Origin of the sequence: Reichenbachiella agarivorans (genome assembly GCF_025502585.1) — a bacterium.
Lineage (GTDB): Bacteria > Bacteroidota > Bacteroidia > Cytophagales > Cyclobacteriaceae > Reichenbachiella > Reichenbachiella agarivorans.
The window spans coordinates 2,975,008-2,988,310 of the sequence record NZ_CP106679.1 but is presented as its reverse complement, the minus strand read 5'-3'; the positions used below and the strand labels follow the sequence as shown (position 1 = coordinate 2,988,310).

The 13,303-nt window shown below is 41.0% G+C and carries 12 protein-coding genes and 1 tRNA gene; 9 read left to right on the top strand and 4 right to left on the bottom strand.

Annotated elements, in window-relative coordinates; all coding sequences use genetic code 11:
• Positions 1-25 precede the first annotated feature (25 nt).
• Positions 26-1,381 carry a TolC family protein gene (locus tag N6H18_RS12575; RefSeq protein ID WP_262308624.1) on the bottom strand — a complete coding sequence of 452 codons (1,356 nt, stop codon included), beginning with the start codon at positions 1,379-1,381 and terminating at the stop codon, positions 26-28.
• Positions 1,368-1,991, bottom strand: a complete 624-nt coding sequence (locus N6H18_RS12570; RefSeq protein WP_262308623.1) for a TetR/AcrR family transcriptional regulator — start codon at positions 1,989-1,991, stop codon at positions 1,368-1,370. The genes N6H18_RS12575 and N6H18_RS12570 overlap by 14 nt, the downstream gene beginning before the upstream one ends.
• A 115-nt stretch (positions 1,992-2,106) precedes the next feature.
• Between N6H18_RS12570 and N6H18_RS12565 the strand changes: the two genes are divergently transcribed.
• The 9 genes from N6H18_RS12565 (at position 2,107) to N6H18_RS12525 (ending at position 11,510) form a co-directional block, all read left to right on the top strand.
• Entirely contained in the window at positions 2,107-2,919 is an 813-nt protein-coding gene (locus N6H18_RS12565; RefSeq protein ID WP_262308622.1) for an alpha/beta fold hydrolase, read from the top strand.
• A gap of 78 nt (positions 2,920-2,997) precedes the next feature.
• Positions 2,998-6,666, top strand: a complete 3,669-nt coding sequence (gene purL, locus N6H18_RS12560) for a phosphoribosylformylglycinamidine synthase (RefSeq protein ID WP_262308621.1) — start codon at positions 2,998-3,000, stop codon at positions 6,664-6,666.
• A gap of 96 nt (positions 6,667-6,762) precedes the next feature.
• Positions 6,763-6,835 (top strand) — tRNA-Gln (locus tag N6H18_RS12555).
• A 51-nt stretch (positions 6,836-6,886) separates the two neighbouring features.
• Positions 6,887-7,819: a ribose-phosphate pyrophosphokinase gene (locus N6H18_RS12550; protein ID WP_262308620.1), complete on the top strand. Its 933-nt coding sequence runs from the start codon at positions 6,887-6,889 to the stop codon at positions 7,817-7,819.
• A 12-nt stretch (positions 7,820-7,831) separates the two neighbouring features.
• On the top strand, positions 7,832-8,425 hold the full coding sequence (locus N6H18_RS12545) for a 50S ribosomal protein L25/general stress protein Ctc (RefSeq protein WP_262308619.1): 594 nt from the start codon (positions 7,832-7,834) through the stop codon (positions 8,423-8,425).
• 166 nt (positions 8,426-8,591) lie between these two features.
• Positions 8,592-9,152, top strand: coding sequence for an aminoacyl-tRNA hydrolase (pth, locus tag N6H18_RS12540; RefSeq protein ID WP_262308618.1), 561 nt, complete (start codon positions 8,592-8,594; stop codon positions 9,150-9,152).
• A 119-nt stretch (positions 9,153-9,271) separates the two neighbouring features.
• Positions 9,272-9,487 (top strand): hypothetical protein, encoded by a 216-nt coding sequence (locus N6H18_RS12535; protein ID WP_262308617.1) that lies wholly within the window; start codon positions 9,272-9,274, stop codon positions 9,485-9,487.
• Positions 9,488-9,736: 249 nt separating this feature from the next.
• Entirely contained in the window at positions 9,737-10,783 is a 1,047-nt protein-coding gene (gene queA / locus N6H18_RS12530; RefSeq protein WP_262308616.1) for a tRNA preQ1(34) S-adenosylmethionine ribosyltransferase-isomerase QueA, read from the top strand.
• A 52-nt stretch (positions 10,784-10,835) separates the two neighbouring features.
• Positions 10,836-11,510, top strand: a complete 675-nt coding sequence (locus N6H18_RS12525) for a 2-C-methyl-D-erythritol 4-phosphate cytidylyltransferase (protein WP_262308615.1) — start codon at positions 10,836-10,838, stop codon at positions 11,508-11,510.
• A gap of 51 nt (positions 11,511-11,561) precedes the next feature.
• Here N6H18_RS12525 and N6H18_RS12520 read toward each other — a convergent pair whose 3' ends face one another.
• Positions 11,562-11,783, bottom strand: a complete 222-nt coding sequence (locus N6H18_RS12520; protein WP_073119581.1) for a DUF2795 domain-containing protein — start codon at positions 11,781-11,783, stop codon at positions 11,562-11,564.
• A 171-nt stretch (positions 11,784-11,954) separates the two neighbouring features.
• On the bottom strand, positions 11,955-13,238 hold the full coding sequence (locus tag N6H18_RS12515) for a DUF349 domain-containing protein (protein WP_262308614.1): 1,284 nt from the start codon (positions 13,236-13,238) through the stop codon (positions 11,955-11,957).
• Between the last annotated feature and the right edge of the window lie 65 nt (positions 13,239-13,303).

The following is a 13,303-nucleotide window of genomic DNA, read 5'->3' as shown; positions in this document are numbered from 1 at the left end:
CCTGATCGGTGTTTTTGTGTTTGATTTAGAGTAAGACTCCATATGCTTTTTGTAATTCAACTTTAGATATCAATGCGTCATAGACAGCATTGTAATAATTGGTTTGTGCTTGTTTGTATTCGCGGTCTGCATCGATTACTTCTATGTTTGACCCTACACCTTCTTCATATTTGGTCTTGGCCACATCATATACCTCACGTGCCAGCTCCATATTTTCCTTCTGTGCTTTGATATTATCTATTTCCTTGTTGTAGCTAGCCATCGCCTGCTCGATCTCCAGATCAATGCTGTACTCCAATTGCTCAAATTGATTTTTGATCTGCTCTCCTTTCAGTTTGCGCTGCTGTACCTGTCTGCTTTTTCTGAGACCATCGAAAATTGGCATACTTAATTTGAGTCCAACCACGCCTACCCCCTGCCAATAGTTGCCCGTAAAGTTGACCAAATCACCCAACTCCTGTGTACCAGAGTTGCGACCATACGAACCATAGGCATTCAATGTGGGCGCGTAACCAGAATTGACATTTCTGATATCCAATTCATTCAATTGTTTGTTGATATTCAATTGTGCGTATTCAATTCGATTTTCATATTGAAAATCTTGCACCTGATCAAATTGGAAATAATCAACGTCCTGAATTTTTTCAGTCAACTCAATAGTACTCTTGGGATCTAGACCCATTTGAAATTTTAAAATTGACTTACTGTAGTCAAGGATGGCTTGATAGTTATCCATTTCCACCTTCAAGTTGTTGTACTGTACCTTGACACGGCTCACGTCTATCTTTTCGGACATCCCGTTTTTGTACAACAGATCTGTATCTCTCAACAATGAGTCTACCCTGCTATAGTTGCTTTTGATCAATTCGTATCTCTCCACATTGACCAATACACCAAAGTAAGCTTTGGAAACTGCCTCTGCCACATCGATGTTGCTTCTTACCAAATCCTTTTTTGATAGCTCCGTAAAGGTTTTGGCGGCCTTCAACCCGACAAAAAACGATCCGTCAAATATCATTTGAGTAGCAGAAATTCCCATCGTACCTGAATACAAAGTACCAAACTCTTGGGCTATAACCGCGTTGGGGTCTCCGTTGGGATCAAATGCATCACCTGGCAAAAAGACTCGCTGGATTTTGTAGTTATACCCCAAATCCATATTCGCATTGACTTGTGGTAAACCATCTGCGATCAGCTCATCCACCTGTCTCTCCGCGATTTCCATTTCGAGCTTCGCGTTTTTCACCGTTTGGTTATTGAGCAAAGCAAAATTCACTGCTTCTTCCAAAGAGAAGCTCGTTTTATCCTGTCCACGGCTCGTCATCACGATTAGCAGCAGAACCATTGTTAGTACTGTACTTCCTATTCTATCTGTTCTCATCAGTTGTTGAGTTATTCAATTCATCATAATATAAAAGTCCCTTCATTGTGAGCATCCCTCGTAGAAAATGATCCATGAGAGTTATCTGTAGTTCTACAAAATCAAACTTTTCGCTCGGAAAAACATGCTGATTAAATGCCATTTCTATTGCTTCTATCCTGTAACAGGCAAGTATTTCCTCATTGATTTCTGGGCGAAACAACCCTTCTTCTTTACCTCTCTTGATGACATTCAACACCGTTTTTTTGATAAATCCATTTTTAAAATCAACCCACAATTCCCAAGCTGAAAAATGAAATTTTTGTAAATCGAAAAGCAAAGCAGGATTGATTTCTCCCAAATTTCTTTTGAGACAAGTAGAAAATTTGAGCATCTCATCAATGGCATTTTCAGAAGAATTTAATAAACATTGAAATTCGTCTCTCTCTTTCTCGATGTGCTCCACCACACCCAATGTGACAATTTGATCCTTATCCTTGTAGAACTGATAAATCGTCTTTTTAGAGATAGACAATTCTCTTGCTATATCATCCATAGAGACACTCCGTATCCCATATCTCTGAAACAAGTGAATGGCTGTTTCCTTTATTTTATCTTTTACCTCTAGCATAATTTCCACAAAGAAACTATGGAAACTTTAATTTCCCTAATAGTTTCCTCGGTTTATTACGCAACAACTTCCAATAGGTTGGATTTATAAAAACTATTTTCTTTAAACTTGAAAAATGGCTACCAGTATCTATCATCATAGCTCCAAATCTCAACTAGAGTACTCGGTCTTTGGACGAGGCAAGAAGACCTTGGTATGTTATCATGGTTTTGGTCAAAAACCAGATGACTTCCAGTTTCTAGAGGATCATTTGATAGATTACCGCATCATCGTCATTCGTCTATTTTATCACGGACGTAGCAAAAGACGCAACAACGAAATCTCCCATATCAGGATACCTGAGTGGAAGATTATTTTTACTGACTTCCTACATTCCTTACAAATTGAACGCTTCTCACTGTTGGCATATTCGATGGGAGGCCGCTTTGCCTTGGCATCCTTTTTAGGCAGTGAAAACAAGATAGATCAAGTGATCTTGGTAGCACCTGATGGAATTATCAGGAGGTTTTGGTATCAATTGGCAACTTTTCCTGTTGTGCTCAGACAAGTTTTCTATCTGCTGATGATTGAGCCAAAACCTTTTTTTTGGCTACTCGATCGATTAGAAAAGAAAGGATGGATGAACCAAACCATGATCAAATTTGCACGCAAGGAGCTCCAAAGCGAAGACAAAAGACTCTTGGTTTACCGTACGTGGGTCAGTTTCAAACATTTGCGTATTCCCCAAAAGCAACTCATCCAGCATGTCAACCAAAGTGCCTCTCATTTCACATTCATATTTGGAGAGAAAGACAAAATGATCGACCCTGTACCTCATCAACACTTTTTATCCCAATTAAAGAAAAGTGATATCCACATCACAACATACGGTCACAACAAACTGGTAGAGAACACGATCAACATCATTGCAGCGACCCTGAATAAGTAATTGAAATATTCAATTCACTCAGTCTGCATATTCCAGCAATTCATTCTATTTTTGCGGCTTATTAAAGTCCTTCCATAGATGATTTCAATATTCAAGAAAAACAGCACCACTTATTACCTAGTAGCATCTTCTTCCAAACTCCCTGCAACTGACATTGAAAAGCTAAATTGGCTGTTTGGTGACTCAGAATACCTCGAATCAGAATCTATCAAGGGTTCATTCATAGGTCCGAGAAAAGAAATGCTCACACCATGGAGTACCAATGCTGTTGAAATCACACAAAACATGGGAATTGTTGGATTGACTCGAATCGAAGAGTTCTTCACTGAAGGCCATTTTGATCCGATGCTGAACATGAAGTACGAAATCTTGGATCAGCACACCTTCACCATAGACAAACAACCAGAAGAGATACTTGAAATAGAAGACATCGCTGCTTACAATCAAGCCGAAGGCTTGGCTTTGAGCGCAGAAGAGGTTGAATACTTGAATGGTGTTGCCAAAGACTTGGGAAGGAAATTGACAGACAGTGAGGTTTTTGGCTTCTCGCAAGTAAACTCAGAGCACTGCCGTCACAAAATATTCAATGGCACCTTCATCATAGATGGTGAAGAAAAAGAAGAGTCTCTATTCAAACTCATCAAAAAGACATCGGCTGCCACTCCTGGCAAAATCGTCTCTGCCTACAAGGACAACGTAGCGTTCGTTGCAGGACCGAGGGTAAAACAATTCGCTCCCAAGACCCAAAACAAGCCTGACTACTTCGAAACCAAGGATTTTGACTCTGTCATTTCGCTCAAAGCAGAAACCCACAACTTTCCTACGACTGTAGAACCGTTCAACGGAGCTGCGACAGGTACTGGAGGAGAAATCCGAGATAGGATGGCTGGAGGACAAGGCAGTATTCCGTTGGCTGGCACTGCAGTGTACATGACTTCTTACCCTCGGTTGGATGGAAAAAAACCATGGGAAAACAACATCAAAGAAAGAAATTGGCTCTACCAAACACCACTAGAAATTCTCATCAAAGCATCCAACGGAGCGAGTGATTTCGGAAACAAATTTGGGCAACCTGTGATCTGCGGGAGTGTACTGACCTTCGAACACGAAGAAAACGAACAAGCACTAGGCTTTGACAAAGTCATCATGATGGCGGGAGGAGTTGGCTATGGCAAACTAGAGCAAGCACAGAAAAAAGAAGTAGTAAAAGGTGACAAAATCGTCATCATGGGCGGTGACAACTACCGAATCGGCATGGGTGGTAGCGCAGTATCCTCTGTTACCACAGGTGAATTTGCCAACTCAATCGAACTCAACGCCATCCAGCGATCCAATCCAGAAATGCAAAAAAGAGTCGCCAACGCCATCAGAGCCATGGTCGAGGGAGACAACAATCCCATACACTCGGTGCATGATCATGGAGCAGGTGGACACCTCAACTGTCTATCTGAGTTGGTGGAGAATTCGGGAGGAAAAATTGACATCAATCAACTCCCAGTAGGAGACCCTACCTTGTCCGACAAAGAAATCATCGGCAATGAGTCTCAAGAAAGAATGGGACTGGCGCTTCCAGCTACTGCCATCCAAGAATTGAAAGAAATCTCAGAAAGAGAAAGAGCACCATTCTTTGAAGTAGGTGAAGCAACTGGTGACATGCAATTCACCGTCTCTCGCAACGAAAACGGAAAAAATGCCGTCAATTGGGGATTATCTAAGATGTTTGGCTCTTCACCAAAAACTATCCTCGAAGACAAAACCATAGTCAGAGATTATAAATCTGTAAAATCCACCGATGCTGACTTTGTACAAGATCTCAAAAATGTACTCCAACTTGAAGCTGTTGCCTGCAAGGATTGGCTCACCAACAAAGTAGACCGCTCTGTCACTGGCAGGGTTGCCAAGCAACAAACCTGTGGAGAAATTCAACTTCCACTCAACAATGTGGCCGTCATGGCGCTAGATTTTGAGAGTAACAAAGGAATTGCTACCTCCATTGGCCATGCACCAGTTGCTGCGATTTGCAATCCGGAAATGGGATCACAATTGGCCATCGCCAAAGCATTGACCAATTTAGTGTTCGCACCTCTCTCCCACGGTTTTGAAGGCGTGTCTCTGAGTGCCAACTGGATGTGGCCCACCAAGACGAGTGGAGAAAAAGCAAGACTCTACAAAGCTGTCAAGGCAGTCAGTGAATATGCCATTGCCCTCGGAATCAACATTCCAACAGGCAAAGATTCCTTGTCCATGACACAAAAATACAGTGATGGAAAAACCGTAGACTCTCCTGGTACCGTGATCATATCGAGTGTCTCTGAGGTCAACAACATCAAACAAACCGTCTCTCCTGATATCAAATCAGACCCGAACAGTTCGTTGGTCTACATTTCGCTATCAGATGAGCAATTCTCATTGGACGGCTCTAGTTATGGACAGACCAAAAACAAAGTAGGAAACCTACCTGCTGGTAGCCCAGACCCTGAGCAATTCAAAAGAAACTTTGCAGCAGTGCAAAATTTGATCAAAGCAGACAAAGTACTAGCAGGGCACGATGTATCAGCTGGTGGTTTGATCACTACCTTGCTTGAGATGCACTTTCCTACGACCAAATCTGGCGCTACTATCAATCTAAAATCATTTAGCGAACCTGCGTCTCAAGTATTATTTAGTGAAAGTCCAGCTTGGGTGCTTCAGCTCAGCAATGAGACTATTTCTACCTTGGATCAAACGGGCCTAAACTACCGAATACTTGGAGCAGTAAACCTAGACCGCACCTTCATTATAGAAGGGAACAGTTTCAATCAAAAAATAGATATCAATGAATTACGAGATGTATGGATGACTACTTCTCACCTATTGGATTTGCACCAAACCAAAGAAGCACAAGCAAAATCTAGATTTGAAAACTACAAAACACAACCATTGAAGTATGTATTCCCAAGCAAATTCTCTGGAAGCATCAAAGGTTTAGGTTTAGATCAAAAGAGAAAAACAAAATCAGGCGTGCAAGCCGCCATCATTCGTGAAAAAGGAGTCAATGGCGATAGAGAAATGGCATATGCTCTACATCTGGCAGGCTTTGATGTAAAAGACGTACATATGACAGACTTGATGTCTGGTAGAGAAAATCTACAAGATATCAGCATAATTGTCTTTGTGGGAGGCTTCTCTAATTCTGACGTACTCGGATCAGCCAAAGGCTGGGCAGGCGCCTTCAGATACAATGAAAATGCAAAAAAAGCACTGACCGACTTCTACCAAAGAAAAGACACCATGAGTCTTGGTGTCTGCAATGGTTGTCAAGTCATGATGGAGCTAGGATTGATATTCCCAGAGATGGAAAATCACCCAAAAATGCTACACAATGAATCTGGCAAGTTTGAATCCACCTTCTTGTCAGTCACAGTTCCTCAAAACGACTCTATCATGTTAAGTAGTCTCTCAGGCACTAGTCTAGGCATAGCAGTAGCGCATGGCGAAGGAAGGTTTGACCTCCCACTTGCAGAGGATCAATACAACGTCTGTATGAAGTTCAACTACAGCACTTATCCTGGCAATCCAAATGGATCAGATTATAACGTAGCGGGGGTATATTCCAAAGACGGAAGACACTTGGCGATGATGCCTCACTTAGAAAGATCCCTATTCTCATGGAACTGGGCGCACTATCCTGAGGATAGACAAGATGAAATCACTCCTTGGATCACAGCTTTTATCAATGCAAAGAATTGGATATCAGCACAGAAGTAAAAAAAGTGAAAATTTTAGATCAAAATACTTGTCTAAAGTTTGATTTACTGAAACAAAATTCTAATTTTGTACTCCCAAATTAATGGGGCAATTGATTGGTCTATGGTGTAACTGGCAACACGTCTGGTTTTGGTCCAGAAGAGTCTAGGTTCGAGCCCTAGTAGACCAACATAAAAATCCCGGCTAAAGGTCGGGATTTTTTAATACTAAACACCAAAAAATGTCGTCTAAAGTAAAACTTTTTGCAGGCAACGGATCAATAGCTTTGGCTGAAAAGATTGCCAAGCACTACGGCCAGCCTCTAGGAATGTCATCTTCTAAAAGATTTAGCGACGGTGAACTTTCTTACAGTTTTGACGAATCTATCAGAGGGTGTGATGTATTCCTGATTCAGTCAACACATGGCCCCTCAGACAATATCATCGAACTACTGTTGATGATTGATGCTGCCAAAAGGGCGAGTGCCAACACCATCAACCTCGTTGTTCCATATTTCGGATACGCCAGACAAGACAGAAAAGACAAGCCAAGAGTTTCTATTGCTGCCAAATTGATGGCCAACTTGGTACAAGCTGCGGGTGCTACTCGATTGATGACATGTGACCTACACGCAGATCAAATTCAGGGATTTTTTGACATCCCAGTGGATCACTTGATTTCAGGATTGATATTCGTACCCTACATCAACAACCTAGGCCTTGATGACATTATTTTTGCTGCCCCTGATGTAGGAAGCACCAAAAGAGTCAGAGAATTTGCCAAGTTCTTCAAAGCAGACATGGTCGTCTGCGACAAACATAGAAAACGAGCCAACGAAATCGCTTCGATGCAGGTCATCGGAGACGTCACTGGCAAAAACGTCATCTTGGTAGATGACATTATCGATACAGCAGGGACTTTAACAAAAGCCGCCAATCTACTGATGGAAAAAGGAGCGAAAAGTGTGAGAGCATTTTGCACCCACCCCATCTTATCTGGCAGTGCCTACGACAATGTAGATGCCTCTGCTCTGGTCGAACTAGTAGTCACAGACAGCATTCCTTTGCAAAGCAGTTCAGACAAAATACATGTAGCGAGTATGGCACCTCTGTTTGCTGATGCAATCAAGAGAATCCACGGACATGAATCTATAAGCACATTATTTGTACAATAAACATATATAATTATGAAAACGATTGAGATTATAGGGTATAAAAGAGCAAATCTCGGCAAAGCAGAGTCCAAGAAATTGCGTAATGAAGGAATGGTTCCTTGCGTGATTTATGGTGGCGGTCAGCAAGTGCATTTTTACTCTCCAGCAATTCTTTTTAGAGAATTGGTTTACACATCAGAAGCACACTTCGTAAAAGTGAACGTAGAAGGAACTGAGTATGATGCGATCATGCAAGACCTTCAGTTTCACCCAGTAAGTGAGGCACTTTTGCACGTTGACTTCCTACAGTGGACAGCAGGAACTCCTATCAAAATGGACATCCCAGTTCACGTGACAGGTTTGTCTCCAGCAGTACAAGCAGGTGGAACTTTGATCATCAAAAGAAGAACTTTGAATATCAAATCATTGCCAAAAAATATGCCTGAGCATATTGATGTAAACATCTCAAAACTTGAATTTGGCAAGGCTGTGAAAGTGGGTGATTTGAAGCCAGAAAACTACGAGATTCTAGATGCACCACAGGCATCAATCGCAGTAGCAGAGATACCAAGAGCATTGAGAGGTAAATCAGCCAGCGAATTGAACGCAGAAGGAGAAAAAGCATAAGATTCTCTTTATGAAATACAAAATCCTGCCCTGTTCCATGGCAGGATTTTTTTTTGAGTAAATACTACCTACAAGTATGACAACTAGCTATCCCGGTTTACCATAAGCCAATACAGGTTAAATTTGGTTCTCTGTCTTAACTTGCAGGAATTGACCTCATAACAACATGAAATACTTAATCATCGGACTGGGCAATATCGGACCTGAGTACGAGCTCACTAGACACAATATTGGTTTTTTGATTCTTGACAAATTGGCACATGAAAAAGGTGTGGAATTTGACCATCTCAAATTGGCCAATAAAACAGAATTCAAACACAAAGGGCGCACCATACACCTCATCAAACCCACCACATACATGAATCTCAGTGGCAAATCTGTCAACTATTGGATGCAAGAACTCAAAGTAGACAAAGCCAACATACTGGTTGTCATGGATGACATAGCACTCCCCTACGGCAACCTAAGAATGAGACCCAAGGGAAGTCATGCTGGACACAATGGACTCAGAAACATCGATGAAATGATTGGTGGTAATGACTACACTCGATTAAAATTTGGTGTGGGGAATGACTTTCGTCCTGGACAACAAGCAGACTATGTTCTAAGCAATTTCTCCAAAGATGAGATGATTGATTTACCCCTAAAAATGGATAAAGCATGTGAGATGATTTTGTCATTTTGCACCCTCGGTACGCCAAAAACCATGAGCCAATACAACGATTGACAGACAATGTTATGATTTTAACATTAAATATTAATATTTTATAAAAAAGTATTGCTACTCTCTTGACAAATCGAAAATTACGTCATACTTTCATGTCCTTAAATCAAAACTTATTACCAATGAAAATTTTGAAGAACGTTAATTTATTAGTTATTGCATTTATTTTTACATTGGCAGCAGCATCTTGTTCATCACAAGGTAGTGCAGGTCAAACAGAGGTTGCTGAAGATACTGTAGAAGTTGCAGTACCAGAAGAAATCGTAGTAGACAGCGCAGCTATGGAAGTAGAAATGGATACTACATCTATGGAAGCTGATTCTGTTTCAGCTGAGTAATCACAAAATATTCCACGCATCATTTATGATGTAATTTCAAAAAGGGCACTCAATGAGTGCCCTTTTTTCATACTAATTCATTATATAATCGAATATTAACTAAAATGTGATTTCATTTTAGTAATTTTGCCCTCTTATTTTGAGTATGAGCGTACATATCGTTTATAAAAATCAACAGAATTTGAATGTTTCCATATATCTCACAGAGAATATTCAATGCGGGTTCCAATCCAAATAAACAATTAGCGAATGAAATTATCTGAATTTAAGTTTGACCTGCCTCCAGGACTACTAGCACTATACCCTACCGAAAATCGTGACGAATCCAGATTAATGGTCGTTCACAAAGATTCTGGTAAAATCGAGCATAAAATCTTCAAAGAATTTATTGAATATTTTAATGACGGTGACAGTGTAATAGTCAACGACACAAAGGTGTTTCCTGCCAGACTATATGGCAACAAGGAAAAAACTGGCGCTAAAATCGAGGTATTCTTACTTAGAGAACTAAATAAGGAACTCCACCTTTGGGATGTACTGGTAGATCCTGCTAGAAAAATCCGAGTAGGCAACAAATTATACTTTGGAGAAGGAGATTTAGTTGCGGAGGTAATCGACAACACGACCTCAAGAGGTAGAACTATCCGATTCTTGTTTGATGGTACAGACGAGGAATTTTACAAAACCATCGATGAGTTAGGTGAGACCCCCTTACCAAAGGAAATCGCTAGAAAAACAGAAGAAGAAGACAGAGAAAGGTTTCAAACTATCTATGCGGACAAGGTCGGTGCTGTTGCAGCTCCTACTGCAGGCATTCACTTCACAAGAAGCGTCTTGAAAAGGCTCGAATTGCAAGGTGTAAATGTGGATCCAATCACCCTTCATTTGGGACTGGGGACATTCAGACCTGTGGATGTAGAGGATTTAACCAAGCACAAGATGGACTCAGAAAACTTCTTTGTATCAGAAAAAACATCTGAATCCGTCAACTCTGCATTGGACAACAAACGCAATGTTTGTGCAGTAGGCACTACTGTACTAAGAGCTTTGGAGTCTTCTGTATCTGCCAATGACAGATTGAAACCCAACGAAGGATGGACAGACAAATTCATCTTCCCTCCTTATGAACCAAAAATCGTCAAGTCTCTATTGACTAACTTCCACCTGCCAGAATCAACTCTGTTGATGAATGCTGCTGCTTTTGGAGGATACGATTTGATCATGAATGCTTATCAAGTAGCAATCAAAGAAAAATACAGATTCTTTAGCTATGGTGATGCCATGTTAATTATCTAAAAACATAAAATGCGAGCTCCGATTAAGAAAAATCGGAGCTTTTTTGTGCCCAATGAAAAAGTACGCCATCATAGTAGCCGGTGGAATTGGCAGCAGAATGAATGCTGAGATCCCCAAACAATTTCTTCCTCTCCAAGGTAGACCCCTACTCATGCACACCCTAGAGGCATTTCACAACTATGATTCTCATGTAGACATCCTTCTTATCCTTCCCAAAGATCATTTCTCAGATTGGCAGCAACTCATCCATACTCACGATTTTCAGATCAACCATCAGATCCTATCTGGTGGAGATACCCGTTTTGATTCAGTCAAAAATGGATTGAGAGCAATAGACCAAGAAGGCTTGGTTGCCATTCACGATGGTGCACGTCCATTGATCAGTGCGGAAGTGATCCATACATGCTATGAGACAGCAGCGCTGCGACACAATGCCATTGCAGCTGTCAAGACAAAGGATTCATTGAGAAGAGTGCTGAATAACGAAAATCATGCGGTAGATCGGTCTGAATATTACATCATACAGACTCCGCAGACCTTTGATGTGCAATTGATCAAACAGGCCTTTGCAACAGCAGAAGGGACACACTTCACCGATGACGCCAGCGTGCTAGAAAACTATGGAGCAAAAATTTACCTGGTTGAGGGTGACTATGCCAATCTCAAAATCACCACCCCTGAAGACATGATCATCGCAGAGGCAATACTGGCTTGTAGAAAAAAATAATGCCCGACAATTACGTCAGGCATGATATCTTGTGATACGGATTGAAGTCAATCAATACTCGTCTTCGTTGAAAAAGAAATCCTCCTTAGTAGGATAATCTGGCCATATCTCTTCGATATTTTCAAACGGCTGACCGTCATCCTCTAGTTCTTGCAAATTCTCTACAACTTCCAAAGGAGCTCCTGATCTGATAGAATAATCAATCAATTCATCTTTTGAAGCTGGCCAAGGTGCATCTTCTAAATAAGACGCCAATTCTAATGTCCAATACATATTAAAATCCTTGTTTTAGTGGTTTTTAAAATAGTCGTGCAAAAATAAATTTTTAAACGACATTTCAAACATTAATGGAAATTATATACCCAATAAATAAAAAAATAAACAAAACACAGACAGATAGCATAAAAATTTCCGTCAAAACAACAACCCCAAGCACCGAGCCCTTTATTGAACTGGTATTTCCTCTTTGATCTTCTTCTGTATATCGTCCAACAACGCTCTTTTCACAACCACCTTATCCTGCTGGGTTTTCAATTTGGCTTCCAGCATATCCACAAATGTCCCTTTGTTGATATGCATCTTGTCGAGATTCTCTTGAAAAGTAGACAGCTCTGTTTCATCTCTTCTGAGTAGGTCGCGAGCTACCTTTTGCAGAGACTGCAATTGTTCCTTGTTTGATTTAGTATCAAATCCCTTCGTCTTTCTTTTGGTAAGTTTCAACAAAAACTGACGTTCTTGGACACTTCGAGAGAGTGCTAAGTACTGATCATGTACTTCGGCGTTTTCATTGCGCGACAAGGGACCACAGTTTTTCCAATCCGTTGCTATTTTCTTCATCTGGGGAGCTACCTCGGCGACCAACCCTTCGTCCACCAACTTTTGCATGGCTTCTAGCACCTTTGTACGCTGCTGGAGGCTTTCCTTTTTGGTCTTTGCTCTATTTTTATGAGATTCCTTTTGCTCAATCTTCTTTTTATCAAAGAAGGTTTGGCACAAAGACCAATATTTCTCATTTCTATCCTTGAAAGCAGCCTCTGGAATTCTACCTACCTCTTTCCACTCTGCTTGCAGTGCGACCACTTGGTTGTGCGCTTCTACCAGACCTTTTCCTTTTAGGATGTTTTCCAGCTTTGCGATAATGCCGTCATATTCTGCGACTCGCGAGTCGACCAATTCCCTTTTATCTTCATGAAAGGCATTTCTTTTTTCAAAGAATGAGTCTACTCCTTCTTTGAACTGCTGCTCCAGTTGCTCCTTGAGCTCTTCACTCGGGCTACCCGTCTTAATCCATTTGGCTTTCAAGTCCTTGATTTGCTCAAAGGCCTCTTCCAAATCATTGTTGGACAAGATGGCTTCCAGCTCCAAAAGCAAAGCATTTTTAATGTCTGTATTTTTTTGACGGTTCTTGGCGACATAGTCTGTCAGCAAATTCACATTCCCGTCTATCTTTTGTGCCAGTTGAGTATAATCCCCCAAGCCTTGATGGGTACTCAACTGCTCTTTGAGATTGAGCAAACTAGAAAGAAAAGAACCCTTGTTGTTAGAAGAGCTAATTTTGGCTTCCACCTCTGAAAACTTTTGAGACAGCTTGTCAAAGCTCTGCTCATAGAACGAAACAACTTGCTCCAACTCCTCCTCAGCAACTTCTTTTAGTTTCAACTCGCTGTAATCACCAGATGCGTCTCTGTACAAAACGCCATCCTCAATATGTCCAAAAGGTACTTTCACTGAAATAGATCGTATGATAAATAGGCTGCAAATTTAGGTATTCGAGCCAAAGACAGAATTATTTT